Source organism: Pseudomonas sp. FW300-N1A1, from assembly GCF_058789115.1.
Genome location: NZ_JBYTBK010000021.1, coordinates 38,063 through 54,426, shown reverse-complemented (window position 1 = coordinate 54,426; position 16,364 = coordinate 38,063). Strand labels below are relative to the sequence as shown.

15 protein-coding genes are annotated in these 16,364 nt (G+C 61.6%); 4 read left to right on the top strand and 11 right to left on the bottom strand.

Annotated elements, in window-relative coordinates; translation table 11 throughout:
• Nucleotides 1-149: 149 nt before the first annotated feature.
• Nucleotides 150-335, top strand: coding sequence for a hypothetical protein (locus tag AC3WQN_RS15685; RefSeq protein WP_103399798.1), 186 nt, complete (start codon nucleotides 150-152; stop codon nucleotides 333-335).
• Nucleotides 336-418: 83 nt separating this feature from the next.
• On the opposite strand, the gene AC3WQN_RS15680 is transcribed toward AC3WQN_RS15685, so the two are convergent.
• The 11 genes from AC3WQN_RS15680 to AC3WQN_RS15630 form a co-directional block, all read right to left on the bottom strand.
• Complete coding sequence (locus AC3WQN_RS15680) at nucleotides 419-691, bottom strand: type II toxin-antitoxin system RelE/ParE family toxin (protein ID WP_178081891.1); 273 nt, start codon at nucleotides 689-691, stop codon at nucleotides 419-421.
• Complete coding sequence (locus AC3WQN_RS15675) at nucleotides 654-917, bottom strand: CopG family ribbon-helix-helix protein (protein WP_103399797.1); 264 nt, start codon at nucleotides 915-917, stop codon at nucleotides 654-656. Before AC3WQN_RS15675 ends, AC3WQN_RS15680 begins: the two co-directional genes overlap by 38 nt.
• Before the next feature lie 176 nt (nucleotides 918-1,093).
• Nucleotides 1,094-2,956, bottom strand: coding sequence for an NAD(P)-binding protein (locus AC3WQN_RS15670; RefSeq protein ID WP_103399796.1), 1,863 nt, complete (start codon nucleotides 2,954-2,956; stop codon nucleotides 1,094-1,096).
• Nucleotides 2,957-3,017: 61 nt separating this feature from the next.
• Nucleotides 3,018-4,502: an APC family permease gene (locus AC3WQN_RS15665; RefSeq protein ID WP_103399795.1), complete on the bottom strand. Its 1,485-nt coding sequence runs from the start codon at nucleotides 4,500-4,502 to the stop codon at nucleotides 3,018-3,020.
• Between the two features lie 226 nt (nucleotides 4,503-4,728).
• Nucleotides 4,729-6,153, bottom strand: a complete 1,425-nt coding sequence (locus AC3WQN_RS15660) for a gamma-aminobutyraldehyde dehydrogenase (protein ID WP_103399794.1) — start codon at nucleotides 6,151-6,153, stop codon at nucleotides 4,729-4,731.
• Nucleotides 6,154-6,347: 194 nt separating this feature from the next.
• On the bottom strand, nucleotides 6,348-7,172 hold the full coding sequence (locus AC3WQN_RS15655; protein WP_103399793.1) for an ABC transporter permease: 825 nt from the start codon (nucleotides 7,170-7,172) through the stop codon (nucleotides 6,348-6,350).
• Complete coding sequence (locus AC3WQN_RS15650; RefSeq protein WP_103399792.1) at nucleotides 7,162-8,109, bottom strand: ABC transporter permease; 948 nt, start codon at nucleotides 8,107-8,109, stop codon at nucleotides 7,162-7,164. The genes AC3WQN_RS15655 and AC3WQN_RS15650 overlap by 11 nt, the downstream gene beginning before the upstream one ends.
• A 1-nt stretch (nucleotide 8,110) precedes the next feature.
• The gene (locus tag AC3WQN_RS15645; RefSeq protein WP_103399823.1) at nucleotides 8,111-9,148 is read right to left on the bottom strand and encodes an ABC transporter ATP-binding protein; all 1,038 of its coding nucleotides are present in this window, start codon (nucleotides 9,146-9,148) and stop codon (nucleotides 8,111-8,113) included.
• Between the two features lie 232 nt (nucleotides 9,149-9,380).
• On the bottom strand, nucleotides 9,381-10,532 hold the full coding sequence (gene ydcS / locus AC3WQN_RS15640; RefSeq protein WP_103399791.1) for a putative ABC transporter substrate-binding protein YdcS: 1,152 nt from the start codon (nucleotides 10,530-10,532) through the stop codon (nucleotides 9,381-9,383).
• 87 nt (nucleotides 10,533-10,619) lie between these two features.
• Nucleotides 10,620-12,110 (bottom strand): gamma-aminobutyraldehyde dehydrogenase, encoded by a 1,491-nt coding sequence (locus tag AC3WQN_RS15635; RefSeq protein ID WP_103399790.1) that lies wholly within the window; start codon nucleotides 12,108-12,110, stop codon nucleotides 10,620-10,622.
• Between the two features lie 101 nt (nucleotides 12,111-12,211).
• Nucleotides 12,212-13,126 (bottom strand): LysR family transcriptional regulator, encoded by a 915-nt coding sequence (locus AC3WQN_RS15630; protein WP_103399789.1) that lies wholly within the window; start codon nucleotides 13,124-13,126, stop codon nucleotides 12,212-12,214.
• A gap of 257 nt (nucleotides 13,127-13,383) precedes the next feature.
• Here AC3WQN_RS15630 and AC3WQN_RS15625 point away from each other — a divergent pair, with 257 nt between their 5' ends.
• The 3 genes from AC3WQN_RS15625 (at nucleotide 13,384) to AC3WQN_RS15615 (ending at nucleotide 16,363) form a co-directional block, all read left to right on the top strand.
• Nucleotides 13,384-14,364: a quinone oxidoreductase family protein gene (locus tag AC3WQN_RS15625; protein WP_103399788.1), complete on the top strand. Its 981-nt coding sequence runs from the start codon at nucleotides 13,384-13,386 to the stop codon at nucleotides 14,362-14,364.
• A 23-nt stretch (nucleotides 14,365-14,387) separates the two neighbouring features.
• A complete protein-coding gene (locus AC3WQN_RS15620) occupies nucleotides 14,388-15,236 on the top strand; it encodes a TauD/TfdA dioxygenase family protein (protein WP_103399787.1) in 849 nt (282 codons plus the stop codon).
• Between the two features lie 74 nt (nucleotides 15,237-15,310).
• A complete protein-coding gene (locus AC3WQN_RS15615; RefSeq protein ID WP_095077542.1) occupies nucleotides 15,311-16,363 on the top strand; it encodes a beta-keto acid cleavage family enzyme in 1,053 nt (350 codons plus the stop codon).
• Nucleotide 16,364: the final 1 nt, after the last annotated feature.

Here is a 16,364-nt window from a genome sequence, read left to right as displayed (position 1 = left end):
TTTGTTTCTATTCTTAGGGGCGTCACCGGCTTCTGCCCTTGGGGCGGGTGAGCGTTCAGCGGCATTCAGGCAAGCGCCGGTATCGCTGACGATGGGGAAGGGCGATGAGGTATCTGAAGTTTTATTTCACCTGCAGAGGGACATCGTCCATGACGAAAGCGCAAGGCATCATCGGGTTTCTGGGGATCATTTCAGGCGTGAACTTCTCGCGTAGAGCGCGCCGGCTCAGTACAGAGGAGCTGCAGCTCGTCGAGCATTACCGCGAGTTGTCAGAGAGCGACCGGATCGCCATGCGCTGTCTGCTGGATGCGATGCGTAGCGTTTCGCGGTTTTGAGAGGTGCCCGTTGTCCAGGCGCGGCGCATGAGGTTGTTCGCCTGCGCCAGGGGCTGCCTGTAGGTCGCCACTCCTGAGTGCGCTCAGCTTCGCTGATGCAGTATCCGAAGTACTTGCACCTGGCCCTGTATTACCCGATAGGGCACAACGAAGGGGATCTGGTTCAGAACCAGCTCTCGCACATCCGGTACCTGGGACGGACGACCCGAGCCCGGGAACCGTTCCAGTTGATCAAAGGTGTCCAGGATGTTTGCCATTACATCGCTGGCGGCGCTCGCGCCGATCAATCCACAGTAATGTTCATGAATGGCGTCCAGATCACTCTCGGCTTTCTCGGTCAGTGCGACTCTCGGCACGGTTCGCCCACTTAGCCTTCACGGCGTCCAGGTCAGTCAGTTTGCCAGCATCGGCATCGGCAATGCCCTCGCCGATGGATTGCAGGTGCCAGGATTCGGCTTCCACGTAACGCACCAGTGCACGCTTGAGGTGGTATTGACGGTCGCGATCGGTCGCTGCGGCCAACTGATCCAGTTGCTGGGCAAGGATCTCTTCGACTCGAAAGGACAATACGGGTGAGGCCATGGTGGCACTCCTGTGAGGGTGTATACGTTGTAAACGATGTATACACCCTAGGCTCTACCAGGGCCTCAGTCAACCATCGTCGTGCGCATCGGTTCCGAACAACCTTAGCGGCACAACGGCTGGAGGGAGCACGCGAAGTATTGCCAAATGCTTTGTCCCTCCATCGGTGGCAATGACTAGCCCACTTCTCCTACCGCCCTGTAAGCCTCATCAATCGCCGCATGGGCATAGGCGCTCCATGCGGCGTCCGAGTTGGCGATGCTGACATTGCCAACTGGCTGACGCGCCAGGGTCATCAGTTTTTCGCTCTCGTCGGAATCGTCGTACAGGCTATTGGAGAAGTACGCGTAGCCGTGTGACCAGCGGTTGACGGTGATGTCGAGGATGTCGGTTTCGTGGTTGAAACCACCAGGGCCGAGCATGCGTTGCAACTGGTCGCGCAACTGGGCTTCGAGGACCTCGAAGGATTGGCCGTACAGGCGGCCACGGCCGGCACGGGCCTGGTCGCGGGCGTTCATGCCGCTGTTGGGGCTGGTGGGCACGTAGACCATGTGCAGGCCGATCGGTTGCGTTGGGTCCTTTGGATGGTCGTAGCCGCCCATACTTACCGGGTAGTCGAGTTTGATCCGGCTGTAGGGTTGGGTTGCCGCGTAGATTTCGTGAACCCCCAGTTTCTGGAACGACTGCCAGTTGCGGATCACCACTTTGGTGTACACCAGCGGGAATTTCACGTTCTGGCTCAGCGCGTGGGATTGCGCTGCCGACACATCGCGCAGCAGGTATGGAATCACCATGTTGTAGCAGGCCATGATGCAGTGCTTGCCGCGTACCTGGCTCAGTTGCCCGCCACGGCTGTAGCCAATGTTCACGGCATTGCCGACATTGCGCACGCTGACGACGGTGCTGTTGAGGCGAATGCGTACCGGGGTTTTCGGTTGGTCGAGCCTGGCGTAGTCGAACGGGGCCAGGACGATGTCGTCCATGGTGTTCCCGGGCGCCACGGCCGGGATCAGGCTGCGCACCAGCAAGCGGGCCAGCGAGGCGTTGCCGTCGGGGAAGTGGTAGATGTAGGGTTCTTCCATTTCCGCTTGGGCTTCTTCGCTGATGGGCTCAAGATTCATTGCGCCAAAGCCTGGGAAGCCGACGTTGTAGGCGTCGTACGCAGCCACGGCGTCGATGCTCAGCGCCATGAAGTCATTGGTGCGGCTTTGGAAGTACTTCACCGCCTGTTCCGAGAGTCCGACATCCTTGAGCAGGAAATCGCGGTAGCTGGTGGATTCCAGATGCGCGGTTTTCTGTTCCGTGGTTTTGCCGGCCAGGTAGTCCCTGGGCGCATTGTGGATGGCAACCAGGGCTGTACGATCCGCTGGCGATAGCGGGAAGTCGTTGATGAAGTCTTCGATGGCGCGAGCGTTGAGTTGGTCCGGGGCGATGTCGTCGGCCACCATCGGAGTCGGGTCTCCGCTGACCAGCTTGTCTTCGCCGAAGTTCTCCTTGTCGAAGAACACCGCGCGCGACAGGCCAAGGCCGGGGTAGAACTGGCGATCGAAGGCCGTCTCAAAGCGTTTGATGTCCACACCAAGCTTTTTCAGCAGGCCATTCACTTCGTTACTGTACAGATGGCTCGGCGACTGGAAGGCTTCGCTGCCGCCATAACCGAGAATCATGCGGCCGCCGGCGGAGAACTCGTTGCGCTTGGCGTGGCCGCCAAAGTCATCGTGGTTTTCCAGAATCAGGATACGTGCTTTCGGATGTTTCTCGCGGTAGAACCAGGCCGCGGACAATCCGCTCAGACCACCACCGACCACCACAAGGTCGTACTCCTCGCTGATCGGCAGTTTGTCGGTGTCGAAGACTTTTTTCTCCCAGCCCATCTGGTGCGCCAATTCGAACGAGCCGACGTGGCTGCCACGCAGGCCGGTGAGGGCGGGTGGGTAGTAGCGACCGTCAGGCGCGGCCTGGAGAATTTGCAACGGGGTCATGCCGGCGGCAATGGTGATAGCGACGCCGTTGAGGAAGTCGCGGCGGGTAATGTCCATATTCAATCCTTGTGTGTGTTCCAGGCGCCCTGACCCGTTCCGACGGGGCAGGGCGTTGTCGTTACCGGCTGGCTTTCCAGGCGTCGCCTGCTGGGGCGGTGCCATGGTCATAGGGCTTGCCGAGCCACATGTAGAGCAGACCCAGGCCAATGACGATGGCCGTGCTCAGCACCATTGCGTAGTTGATGTACCACGCGGCATCCGGCGAGCGCGGCCAGGCCATGTTGACGATCGCCCCGACACCATAGACCAGCGCGCCGATATTCACTGGCAGGCCCCATGCACCCAGGGTGAACCTGCCGCTGGGTTTCCAGCCACGGGCACGGGCATAGAGGGCCGCGAGTACGATCATCTGGAAGGCCAGATAGATGCCGATGGCGGCGAAGCTGACAATGGTGGCGACGGCATCCTGCAGGAAGAAGCCGAGGGTGATGATCAGCGCCGGCAGGATACCGGATACGAACAAGGCCGCCACGGGAACCTGGGTCGTAGGCGAAATGCGCTTGAGCAGGCCGCTGCCAATGACCATTTCGTCACGAGCGTAGGAGTACAGCAGACGGCTGGCAGCCGCTTGCAGGCTGATGACGCAGGAGATGAAGGAAATCATCACCACGCCCATCACCACTTTCGAGCCCACCGGGCCAAAGGCGTTGTTCAGGATGGTGGTCACCGGGTCCTTGTCGGTGCCGTTGATTACGGCTTGCATGTCCGGTACCGCCAGAATCAGCGCCAGGCAGGCAAACATCGCCGCGATGCCGCCGATGTAGATGGTCATGCGCATGGCCACCGGAATCTGCTTGCTCGGGTTCGGGGTCTCTTCGGCGACATCACCGCAAGCCTCGAAGCCGTAGTACAGGAACATCCCGGCCAGGGACGCGGTGAGGAAGGCCGGTAGGTATGAGCCGTCAACGCTGATGTCAAAGGTGTTGAACAGCACGCTCAGGGGTTGATGGCGTTCGAAGATCAACAGGTAGACACCGACGATCACCGCACCGACCAGTTCGCAGAGGAAACCGAACATGGCGATACGCGCCAGCACTTTGGTGCCGCTGAGGTTGACCAGGGTCGCGAACAGCGTCAGTACCAAGGCAATGATAATGTTGGTGTTGTTGCTCGGTTCAAAACCCATCATCGCCGCCAGGTAAGGGCCGGCACCGACGGCAACGGCGGCGATGGTGACACACAGGGCGATGGAGTAGATCCAGCCGACCATCCACGCCCAGCGCTTGCCCACCAGGCGACGTGCCCAGGGGTAGACGCCACCGGAAATCGGGAACTGCGACACCACTTCACCGAAGATCAGGCACACCAGCAACTGGCCGCAACCGACCAGCAGGTAGGCCCAGAACATGGGCGGGCCACCCGCGGCCAGGCACAGGCCGAACAGGGTATAGACCCCGACGACTGGCGAGAGGTAAGTGAAGCCCAGGGCGAAGTTTTCCCACAGGCTCATGCTGCGATTGAAATTCGAGGTGTAACCCAGCTTGCGTAGCTGCTCGGCATCGCTGTCCGCGACGGCGACATTGAGTTCGGGTAGTGCACTCATGACGTTGATACTCCGGAAAATCGGCAGATTTCGGATGCCCGAAACCGTGGCGGGGCCATGATGGCCTCACCCGGATCGGTGGTTATTGTTTTGACTTCTCTGGTGTGGAGCCTGGTGGTGCGTGCTGCCGGTTTCTGCCTTGAAACCGCGGTGACGTCTTCGCGGGCAAACCCGCTCTCACAGAGACTGCGGTGACCTTGTGGGAATGGGCTTGCCCGCGAAGCTTTTAGTGCTTGAACATCACATGCCGCACGGTGGTGTAGTCCTCCAGTCCGTACATGGACATGTCCTTGCCGTAGCCGGACAGTTTCTGACCGCCATGAGGCATTTCGCTGACCAGCATGAAGTGCGTGTTGACCCAGGTGCAGCCGTACTGCAAGCGGGCCGAGAGGCGATGGGCGCGACCGACATCGGCGGTCCACACCGACGAGGCCAGGCCGTAGTCCGAGTCGTTGGCCCAGCCCAGGACCTGGGCTTCGTCGGTGAAGCGGGTCACCGATACCACGGGGCCGAACACTTCACGCCGCACGATCTCGTCATCCTGTCGGGCGTCGGCCAGCACTGTGGGCTCGAAGAAGAAGCCGTTGCCTTCCACGACCTTGCCGCCGGTGATCAGGCGAATGTGTGGTTGGGCTATCGCCCGCTCGACGAACCCGGCGACGCGGTCGCGATGCTGGGCGGTGATCAGCGGGCCCAACTCGGTGGCCGGATCATCCTGCACACCGTACTTGATGCTGCTGACGGCCGCGCCGAGCTTCTCCACAAACCTGTCGTAGATACCGTCCTGGGCATAGATGCGGCAGGCGGCGGTGCAGTCTTGCCCGGCGTTGTAGAAACCGAAGGTGCGAATGCCTTCAACGGCGGCGTCGATGTCGGCGTCGTCGAAGATGATCACCGGCGCCTTGCCACCCAGTTCCATGTGCATGCGCTTGACGCTGTCGGCAGTGCTGGAAATGATGTTCGAACCGGTGGCAATGGAACCGGTGAGCGACACCATGCGCACCTTCGGATGCGTTACCAGTGGGCTGCCGACCGTAGCCCCGCGACCGAATACCAGGTTGAGTACACCGGCCGGGAAAATCTCCGATGCCAACTCGGCCAGGCGCAGGGCGGTCAAGGGGGTTTGTTCCGATGGCTTGAGCACCACGGTGTTACCAGCCGCCAGGGCCGGGGCGATTTTCCAGGCCACCATCATCAGCGGGTAGTTCCACGGCGCGATGGAGGCGATCACCCCCACCGGGTCACGACGGATCATCGAGGTGTGACCGGGCAGGTATTCGCCACCCGCCATGCTGCTCATGCAACGGCTGGCACCGGCAAAGAAACGGAACACATCGGCAATCGCCGGGATCTCGTCATTGAGCACCGCGCTCAAAGGTTTGCCACAGTTGTCCGACTCCAGTTTCGCCAGTTCTTCACCGTGGGCCTGAATCGCGTCGGCCAGTTTGAGCAACAACAGCGAACGGTCTTTGGGCGAGGTCTGCGACCAGCTTTCGAACGCGCCGTCGGCAGCCCGCACGGCGGCATCCACCTGGGCTTCGCTGGCTTCGTTGATTTCCACCAGCACACGACCCAGGGCCGGGTTGAAGACGGCTTGAGGGGCGCCTTCACCATTGACCAGTTGGCCGTTGATCAAGAGTTTGGTTTGCATGTTCGTGTCCTCATTGGCGCTTTTATGTTTCTGTCGGAACCGGGACCTGTAGGAGCGAGCTTGCTCGCGAAGGATGCAAGGGCACCGCGCTCATCCAGACAGTCCTTGTCATCGTTAACGTTCTTCGCGAGCACTCGAGCGTCGACCGGCTGCTCCTACACCAAACCGTTTCCACCGTAAGAAAGGGTTGTCAGTTACTTGCCACCACTGCCCGCGACGCTTTCGCCACCACGCGTCAGGTAATAGGCGCCGAGGATCGGCAGCATGGTCACGATCATCACCAGCATTGCCACCACGTTGGTCACCGGTACGTCCCGCGGGCGGCTCAGTTGATTGAGCAGCCACAGCGGCAAGGTGCGTTCGTGGCCGGCGGTGAAGGTGGTGACGATGATTTCATCGAACGACAGTGCAAACGCCAGCATGCCGCCGGCGAGCAACGCCGAGCCGAGGTTCGGCAGGATGATGTAGCGGAAGGTCTGCCAACCGTCGGCGCCCAGGTCCATCGAGGCTTCGATCAGGCTGTGGGACGTACGCCGCAGGCGGGCAATGACGTTGTTGTAGACGATCACCACGCAGAAGGTCGCGTGACCGACGATGATGGTGAACATCCCCGGTTCTATCCCCAGGGTCTTGAACGTTGCCAGCAAGGCAATCCCGGTGATGATCCCCGGCAGCGCAATCGGCAGGATCAGCATCAGCGAAATGCCCTGCTTGCCGAAGAAGTCACGGCGGTACAGCGCCGCCGACGCCAGGGTGCCGAGGACCATGGCGATCAGCGTGGCAATCGAGGCGATCTGCGCCGACAGCTTGATTGCTTCCAGCACGTCGGGCCGCGAGAACGCCACGGCGATCCACTTCAGGGTGAAGCCCTTGGGCGGAAAGCTGAACGCGGCGTCTTCGGTGTTGAAGGCGTACAGGAAGATGATCAGGATCGGGAAGTGCAGGAACACCAACCCGCCCCAGGCGGCGATGCGCAAGCCTAAAGAGGCCTGCCCTTGGGAGGAAGAGTCAGAGCGCATCGAAGGCCCCCAGGCGTTTGACGATGGACAGGTAGATGGCAATCAGCACGATCGGCACCAGGGTGAAGGCCGCGGCCATCGGCATATTGCCGATCGCACCCTGCTGGGCGTAGACCATGCTGCCGACGAAGTAGCCCGGCGGGCCCACCAGTTGCGGCACGATGAAATCGCCCAGGGTCAGGGAGAAGGTGAAGATGGAGCCGGCGGCGATACCGGGAATCGACAGCGGCAGAATCACTTGCATGAAGGTCTGGCGCGGCTTGGCCCCCAGGTCGGCGGAGGCTTGCAGCAACGACGGCGGCAAGCGCTCCAGTGACGCCTGGATCGGCAGGATCATGAACGGCAACCAGATGTAGACGAACACCATGAAGCGTCCAAGGTGCGAGGTCGACAGGGTGCTGCCGCCGACACCGGGAATGCCCAGGATGAACTGCAGCACCGGCTCCAGCCCCAGGTACTGAACGAACCACTGGGCCACGCCACCTTTGGCCAGCAGCAAGGTCCAGGCGTAAGCCTTGACGATATAGCTGGCCCACATCGGCATCATCACCGCGATGTAGAAAAACGCCTTGGTCTTGCCGGTGGTGTAGCGCGCCATGTAGTAGGCAATCGGGAACGCGACGATGGCGCTGGCGATCGAGACCACGATGGCCATGCTCAGGGTGCGCAGGATGATGTCGAAGTTGGACGGCTGGAACAGTGCGGTGAAGTTCGCCAGGGTCAGGTCCGGCGTGACCGCCATGGTGAAGTCGTCGAAGGTGTAGAAACCCTGCCACAGCAAGGTCAGCAGCGATCCCAGATAGATCGCGCCGAACCACAGCAGGGGCGGCACCAGCAACATCGAGAGGTACAGGTTCGGCCGCCGATACAGCAGGTTGGAGAACCTGCGCAGCGGTGAGCCGCCGGAGGGCGTGCGGGTCAGTGCCACAGTGTTCATTTCACACCCCGCTCGCCAGGGTGTCGTGCAACGCAATCATGGCCTCGCGCGCCCAGCGTGCGCTGACGCGTTGCCCGGTCTGGTGCTGGGCGCCGCTGTCGCTCCACTGATTGTTGGCCTGGCTGATGTTCAGGGTCTGGCCGTTTTCCAGCTTCAATTCGTAGCGTGTGGCACTGCCCTGGTACTGGATATCGTGCAGCAGGCCGCTGACTTCGATCTCATGGCTGGCCAGCGGGCCTTCGGCAAAACGCACGTGTTCCGGGCGGATCGAGAAGGGGTGGGCGTTGCCGTTCAGCTGTTGCGCCAGTTCGCCACGAATCACGTTGGAGGTGCCGACGAATTCGGCAACGAAGGTGGTCGCCGGCTTCATGTACAGGTTACGCGGGGTATCGACCTGCTCGATGCGGCCCTTGTTGAACACCGCCACGCGGTCCGACATCGACAGGGCTTCGGTCTGGTCGTGGGTGACGAAGATGAAGGTAATGCCCAGTTGGCGCTGGAGCTTCTTCAGTTCGCCCTGCATTTGCTCGCGCAGCTTCAGGTCCAGTGCCCCGAGCGGTTCGTCGAGCAGCAGGACCCGGGGGCGATTGACCAGGGCGCGGGCCAGGGCCACACGCTGACGCTGGCCGCCCGACAGTTGCACCGGTTTGCGCTCGCCATAGCCGCCGAGGGCGACCATGTCCAGGGCCTCTTCGGCACGCTTGAGGCGCTCGGTCTTGCCGACGCCCTTGACCTTCAATCCGTAGGCGACGTTGTCGCGAACGTTCATGTGCGGGAACAGCGCGTAATCCTGGAACACGGTGTTCACATCACGCTGATAGGGCGGCAATCCGGCGGCTTCTTCGCCGTGGATGCGGATGGAGCCGGTGCTTGGTTGTTCGAAGCCGGCGATCAGGCGCAGGCAGGTGGTTTTGCCCGAGCCGGATGGGCCGAGCATGGAAAAGAACTCGCCGTCCTGGATGTCGATGGAAACCCGGTCTACGGCTTTCACTTCGCCGAACAGACGGGAAACGTTGGTGAACTGGACTGCAAGCGTCATGGTGCGGTGCTCCCAAAAGGCGAGGGCCGTCACAGCGGCCCTGCCTGGACGTCTGAAAAATCTGAATCGCGATCGATATGTCAGTGAGCTTTTGTGGCGAGGGAGCTTGCTCCCGCTCGGCTGCGCAGCAGTCGTCAACCTGCAATTGCGTTTTTGCAGTCAGAACGCGATGGTCGTGTTGCGACCGCTTCGCGCTCGAGCGGGAGCAAGCTCCCTCGCCACAGGGGTGGTGTTATCTACCGCCCATGATCGCGATGTAGTCCTGGGTCCAGCGGCTGTACGGCACGAACTTGCCGCCCTCAGCCTGTGGGGTTTTCCAGAAGGCGATCTTGTCGAACTGGTCGAAGCCGTTGGTCTTGCACCCTTCGGCGCCCAGCAGTTCGCTGCCCTGGCAGGCGGCGGGCACGGCTGGCAGCGAGCCGAACCAGGCGGCGACGTCGCCCTGGACTTTCGGTTGCAGCGACCAGTCCATCCACTTGTACGCGCAGTTCGGGTGCTTGGCCTCGGCGTGCAGCATGGTGGTGTCGGCCCAACCGGTAGCGCCTTCTTTCGGGATGGTGGAGGCGATTGGCTGTTTCTCGTTCACCAGGCCGTTGACCTGATAAGGCCAGGCGCCGGAGGCCACCACACCTTCGTTCTTGAAGTCACTCATCTGCACGGTTGCGTCATGCCAGTAGCGGTGGATCAACGGCTGCTGCGCCCGCAGCAAGTCGAGCACGGCCTTGTACTGGGTTTCTGTCAGTTCATACGGGTTCTGGATGCCCAGTTCCGGCTTGGCGGTCTTCAGGTACAGCGCCGCGTCGGCGATGTAGATCGGGCCGTCATAGGCCTGCACGCGACCCTTGTTGGCTTTGCCGTCCGGCAGGTTTTGCTGGTCGAACACCACGCTCCAGCTGGTGGGCGCCTGTTTGAACACCTTGGTGTTGTACATCAACACGTTCGGGCCCCACTGATAGGGTGTGCCAAAGGTCTGTTTGTTGACCACGTACCAAGGGGCATCCTTCAAGCGTGGGTCGAGGTTTTTCCAGTTCGGGATCAGGCTGGTGTTGATCGGTTGCACGCGCTTGCCGACGATCAGGCGCAGCGAGGCGTCGCCAGAAGCGGTCACCAGGTCGTAACCGCCCTTGGCCATCAGGCTGACCATTTCATCGGAGGTGGCCGCGGTCTTGACGTTGACCTTGCAGCCGGTTTCCTTCTCGAAACCGGTCACCCAGTCGTACGCCTTGTCGCTTTCGCCCCGTTCGATGTAGCCCGGCCAGGCGACGATATCCAGCTGGCCTTCGCCAGCGCCAACGGCCTTCAGCGGTTCGGCGGCCTGAACACTGGCACTGGCCAGCAGTGCGGTGGCGATTGCACTAAACAGTGCGGTCTTGTGCACGAACATGGGGTATCCCTCTTCTTTAAATTATGGTCGGGGCAGTGTTGAACGTGATGTCACTGGCCTTTTCGGCTTGTTATTAGCTTAGTAGTGTTATTTCAGGTCATTACCGTGACGCGCCATGATGTGTCGCACCACGCTGTAGTCCTGCAGCGAATCGCTGGACAAGTCTTTGCCGTAACCCGAGCGCTTCAAGCCGCCGTGAGGCATTTCGCTGACCAGCATGAAGTGACTGTTGATCCAGGTGCAGCCGTACTGCAGGCGCGCTGCGACCTGCATGGCCTTGTCCAGGTTCTGCGTCCAGACCGACGAGGCCAGGCCGTATTCCGAATCGTTGGCCCAGTCCACGGCCTGTTCCAGCTCATCGAAGCGGGTCACGGTGACCACCGGCCCGAACACTTCACGCTGGACGATTTCATCGCTCTGCTTGCAACCGGCCAGCAGGGTCGGCTGGTAATAGAAACCGGCGCCCGAATGCACCGCCGCGCCGGTCACCCGCTCGATGTGCGGTTGGCCCAGTGCGCGCTCGACGAAGCTGGCCACGCGATCACGCTGGCGGGTGCTGATCAGCGGGCCGATCTCGTTGTCGGCATCGCGCTTGCCGGCAAAACGCAGGCTGCCCACGGCGGCGCCGAGTTCGGCCACCAGTTTGTCGTGAATCCCGGCCTGGGCGTAGATCCGGCAGGCGGCGGTGCAGTCTTGCCCGGCGTTGTAGTAGCCGTAGTTGCGCACACCCTCGACCACCGCTTGCAGGTCGGCATCGTTGCAGACGATCACCGGAGCCTTGCCTCCGAGTTCCAGGTGGGTGCGCTTGAGGGTCTTGGCGGCGGCCTGGAGAATCTTCTGCCCGGTGACGATGTCGCCGGTCAGCGAGACCATGCGTACTTTCGGGTGGCTGACCAGATGGCTGCCGACGCCTTCGCCACCCCCGCAGATGATGTTGATCACCCCGCGCGGAAGGAGGTCGGCCAGTGCCGGCGCCAGGGCGAGAATCGACAGCGGGGTATGTTCGGACGGCTTGAACACCAGGGTGTTGCCGGCGGCCAGCGCCGGGGCGATTTTCCAGGCGGCCATCATGATCGGGTAGTTCCACGGCGCGATGGAGGCGACCACCCCGATGGGGTCGCGGCGCACCATGCTGGTGTAGCCCGGCAGGTATTCGCCGCTGAGCTGACCGGTCTGGCAGCGCACGGCTCCGGCGAAGAAGCGGAAGACGTCGACCGTAGCGCTCAGGTCGTCCTGGCGGGCCAGGTGCAGGGGTTTGCCGCAGTTCAGCGACTCCAGGCGGGCGAGCAGGTCGGCCTGTTTTTCGATGGCGTTGGCAATGCCGAGCAAGATGTTCGAGCGCTGTTGCGGCGTGGTTCGCGACCAGCCGGGGAAGGCGCGGTGGGCGGCGAGGATGGCGGCTTCGACTTGTTCGGTGCTGGCTTCGGCAATGTGCGTCAGCACTTCACCGGTGGCCGGGTTGAGGATGGGCTCGACGAAGCCCTGGCCGGCGACCAATTCACCATCGATCAGCAATGCGGTGGACAACGGGGTCTGCGCGCCAGCCATTTTACGGGTTCTCTTTTCTTGTATGGCCATGGTGCTCCCTGTGACTGGGGGCCCGACCGTCTTATAGATGTACAGAGACTAGTGGTCGGACTTGAGGACGACAAATACCAAATACTGAATGCAGCATTCGATTAAATAGATGGCTTGCGGCCGCCGTGGGGCTGTTCACGGGCGACGGTCAGGAAGGGGTCGACCAGCGCCGGGCGCGCCGCACCGCGCCGCCAGGCGAGGCCGACGTCCAGGGTCTGGCTGAGGTCGGCGATAGGGCGGGCTTCGATGATGTCGCCTTCCAGCGACCAGGGGCGGTAGGTCATGTCGGGCTGGATCGACACGCCCAGGCCGGCGGCCACCAGGCTACGCACGGCTTCGGTCGAGGCCGTGCGCAGGGTGATGCGCGGTTGCAGCGACGCCGCCCGCCACATGCGCTGGGCGGTGTGGTCCATTTCATCGACGTTCAACTGGATCAGCGGCTCGCGGGCGACGTCGGCGAGGTTGATGCTGTCGTGCTCCAGCAACGGGTGCTGGGCGGGCAGCCACAGGCGATGGGGGGAGTGGGTCAGTACCTCGGTCTGCAAGGCATGGCGATCCTCGAGGTTGGAAAGGATCAGTACCCCGACGTCGATCTCGCCGCTGACCAGCAAATGTTCGATATAGGGCCGTTCGTCTTCCATGACGCGAATGTCCACGTTGGGGTAGGCGCGTTGAAAACGGGTGAGCAAGTCGGCGAGGTAATAACCGGCGACCAGGCTGGTGACGCCAACGGTCAACTGGCCGGCGACCTGGTCGGTGCTTTGCTGGAGGCTGCGCTTGGCGTTGTCGACCGTGGCCAGGATCAAGTGTGCCTGGCGCAGGAACTGATGGCCCTGGTGGGTCAGGGTCATGCCTTTGGCGTGGCGGTTGAACAGGCCCACGCCGATTTCCTGCTCAAGTTGCTGGATGGCCAGGGTCAAGGTGGATTGGGAGATGTACACCGCTTGCGCGGCGGCCGAGATCGAGCCGGTTTCAGCCACGGCGATGAAGTGACGGATCTGACGCAGGGTCATCATGGGGAAATACCCGGTGGGCTGTTTTTATAGATTTACCCGAGTGTATATCTTTTTTTCTGAATGGCAGCGACGACTCGCGGGGGTCGTGGTGACGGTGAAATGATCAGCCCCGCCGGCGTCGAAACCCTCATGGAACCTTGTCATGAAATGAAAAGCCCTTGTCGTCTGATGAGAAGCATTCGGTCAGCCCGCGGCCTACAGTCCAATCAACGCAATTCCAGGCATACGCCAAAATCGCAGATTGGAGAAAAACAGGCATGGCCAAAGCCGTACGCTTCTACGAAACCGGTGGTCCCGAAGTCCTTCGCTATGAAGATGTCGAGGTAGGCGACCCAGGCCCGGGTCAGGTTCGACTTCGTCACGTGGCGGTCGGGCTGAACTATGCCGACACCTACTTCCGCAACGGTACCTACCCGATCCCGCTCGCCAACGGCATGGGAGTCGAGGCTTCCGGTGTGGTGCAGGCCGTCGGCGAGGGCGTGACCCATGTCGCGGTTGGGGATCGTGTCACCTACACGGGCTTTCTCAACACCCTGGGTGCCTACAGCACCGAACGCCTGATCCCAGCGGCACCGCTGATCAAGCTGCCTGAAACCATCAGTTTCGAGACCGCCGCGGCCATGACCATGCGCGGCTTGACGTCTTCGTACCTGATGCGTCGTCTCTACGACTTCAAACCCGGGGACACTATTTTGCTGCACGCCGCCGCCGGTGGTGTGGGCATGATCGTCTCGCAGTGGGCCAAGCTGCTCGGCCTCACTGTGATCGGTACCGTCTCCACCGAAGGCAAGGGTGAAATCGCCAAGGCCCACGGTTGCGACCACATCATCAATTACAGCCATGAAGACGTCGCCCCGCGCGTTCGCGAGCTGACTGATGGCGTTGGCGTCAACGTGGTGTTCGACAGCGTCGGCAAGAACACCTTCATGGGCTCGCTCGACTCGCTCAAGCGCCGTGGCCTGATGGTGTGCGTGGGCACCGCGTCCGGCCCGATCCCGGCCTTTGACCCGGTGCTGCTGGCGATGAAGGGTTCGCTGTTCCTGACCCGTCCGGCGCTGGCTGACTACATTTCAGACCCGGCGGAAAAAGCCGCCCTGGCTGGTGAGTTGTTCGATCACGTGGGCAGCGGTCGAATCAAGATCGAGATCAACCAGCACTACGCCTTGCAGGATGCCGTACAGGCCCACCGTGACCTGGAGTCTCGCAAAACCACGGGGTCGTCGATTTTCGTAATCTGAGGAATCTGAGGAAGCCTGTTGCCATGAAAGTAGAACAATTAACTTGCAACATTGGTGCACAACTCATAGGCGTCAACCTTGCTGACGCCATCCACGACGACGGCCTTTTTGCCGAAATTCGTGCCCAGCTGGTCAAGCACCGCGTGGTGTTCCTGCGCGACCAGGACATCACCCGCGCCGAACACGTTGCCTTCGCTCGCCGTTTCGGCGAGCTGGAGGATCATCCGGTCGCCGGCAGTGATCCAGATCATCCGGGCCTGGTGCAGATCTACAAGCGCCCGGACCAGCCGATGGATCGCTACGAAAACGCTTGGCATACCGACGCTACCTGGCGCGAGGCACCACCGATGGGGTGCGTGTTGCGCTGCGTGGAATGCCCGCCGGTGGGCGGCGACACCATGTGGGTGAACATGGTGCAGGCCTACGATCGCCTGCCCGAAGACGTGAAGGTGAAGATCGCCGGCCTGCGCGCCCGCCACAGCATCGAAGCGAGTTTCGGCGCGGCCATGCCGATCGAAAAGCGCCTGGCGCTCAAGGCCCAATACCCGGATGCCGAGCACCCGGTGGTGCGCACCCATCCGGAAACCGGTGAGAAGGTGCTGTTCGTCAATGCCTTTACCACCCATCTGAGCAATTACCACACCGCTGACCGGGTGCGCTTCGGCCAGGACGCCAACCCGGGTGCGTCCGACCTGCTGCGCTATCTGATCAGCCAGGCCTACATCCCTGAGTATCAGGTGCGCTGGCGCTGGAGTCCCAACAGCATTGCCATCTGGGACAACCGCAGTACCCAGCATTACGCCGTCATGGACTACCCGCCCTGCCATCGCAAGATGGAACGTGCCGGCATCATTGGCGACAAGACCTACTGAACGCCAGCCCCTGCTCTTGGTCTGCCCCGGCAAAGTCTGCCGGGTGCCTTACAATAAAAACACTGGAGTAACTCATGCAATTCTTCGACGATTCCCTGCACCCCGAAAACATGGAAAAGGTGGTGATCACCGTTGCCCCTTACGGCCCTGAATGGATGCCGGAAGACTTCCCGGAAGACATTCCGCTGACCATGGACGAGCAGGTGCAGAAGGCAGTTGACTGCTACGAGGCCGGCGCCACCGTGCTGCACTTGCACGTGCGCGAGCTGGACGGCAAGGGCTCCAAGCGCTTGTCCAAGTTCAACGAACTGATTGCCGGTGTGCGTGAAGCGGTGCCGGACATGATCATCCAGGTCGGCGGCTCGATTTCCTTCGCCCCCGAAGGCGATGGCGAGGCGGCCAAATGGCTGTCCGACGACACCCGCCACATGCTCGCTGAGCTGACGCCAAAACCGGACCAGGTCACGGTGGCGATCAACACCACCCAAATGAACATCATGGAGCTGCTGTATCCGGAATACCTGGAAGGCACCTCCCTGGCCAACCCGGCCTACCAGGCCGCCTATAGCGAGATGACCGTACCGGCCGGCCCGGCCTGGGTCGCAGAGCACCTCAAGCGCCTGATGGCCAACGGTATCCAGCCGCACTTCCAGCTGACCGGAATGCATGCGCTGGAAACCCTCGAGCGCCTGGTTCGCAGGGGCGTCTACAAGGGCCCGTTGAACCTGACCTGGATCGGCATTGGCGGTGGTTTCGACGGTCCTAATCCGTTCAACTTCTTCAACTTCATCCACCGTGCGCCGGACGGTTGCACCGTGACCGCCGAGTCGCTGCTGAAAAACGTATTGCCGTTCAACACCATGGCGCTGGCCATGGGCATGCACCCACGGGTGGGTATCGAAGACACGATCATCGATCACCACGGCAAGCGTTTCAGCTCCGTACAGCAGATCGAGCAGACCGTGCGTGTCGCTCATGAGTTGGGCCGCGAAATCGCCAGCGGCAAGGAAGCGCGGGAAATCTACCGCATCGGTGTGCAGTACGAGACCGTCGAGGAAACCCTGCTGGCCAATGGCATGGCGCCAAACCGCAAGGCTGGCCAGAAAGGAGTACCACAACGCGGTTGAT

Coding starts and splice junctions, on each gene's coding strand:
- AC3WQN_RS15635 (WP_103399790.1), bottom strand. CDS start 12,110: ATGGCCATACAAGAAAAGAGAACCCGTAAAATGGCTGGCGCGCAGACC.
- ydcS (WP_103399791.1), bottom strand. CDS start 10,532: ATGTTCGTGCACAAGACCGCACTGTTTAGTGCAATCGCCACCGCACTG.
- AC3WQN_RS15625 (WP_103399788.1), top strand. CDS start 13,384: ATGGCCAAAGCCGTACGCTTCTACGAAACCGGTGGTCCCGAAGTCCTT.
- AC3WQN_RS15620 (WP_103399787.1), top strand. CDS start 14,388: ATGAAAGTAGAACAATTAACTTGCAACATTGGTGCACAACTCATAGGC.
- AC3WQN_RS15670 (WP_103399796.1), bottom strand. CDS start 2,956: ATGGACATTACCCGCCGCGACTTCCTCAACGGCGTCGCTATCACCATT.
- AC3WQN_RS15645 (WP_103399823.1), bottom strand. CDS start 9,148: ATGACGCTTGCAGTCCAGTTCACCAACGTTTCCCGTCTGTTCGGCGAA.
- AC3WQN_RS15675 (WP_103399797.1), bottom strand. CDS start 917: ATGGCCTCACCCGTATTGTCCTTTCGAGTCGAAGAGATCCTTGCCCAG.
- AC3WQN_RS15630 (WP_103399789.1), bottom strand. CDS start 13,126: ATGATGACCCTGCGTCAGATCCGTCACTTCATCGCCGTGGCTGAAACC.
- AC3WQN_RS15660 (WP_103399794.1), bottom strand. CDS start 6,153: ATGCAAACCAAACTCTTGATCAACGGCCAACTGGTCAATGGTGAAGGC.
- AC3WQN_RS15650 (WP_103399792.1), bottom strand. CDS start 8,109: ATGAACACTGTGGCACTGACCCGCACGCCCTCCGGCGGCTCACCGCTG.
- AC3WQN_RS15655 (WP_103399793.1), bottom strand. CDS start 7,172: ATGCGCTCTGACTCTTCCTCCCAAGGGCAGGCCTCTTTAGGCTTGCGC.
- AC3WQN_RS15665 (WP_103399795.1), bottom strand. CDS start 4,502: ATGAGTGCACTACCCGAACTCAATGTCGCCGTCGCGGACAGCGATGCC.
- AC3WQN_RS15685 (WP_103399798.1), top strand. CDS start 150: ATGACGAAAGCGCAAGGCATCATCGGGTTTCTGGGGATCATTTCAGGC.
- AC3WQN_RS15615 (WP_095077542.1), top strand. CDS start 15,311: ATGCAATTCTTCGACGATTCCCTGCACCCCGAAAACATGGAAAAGGTG.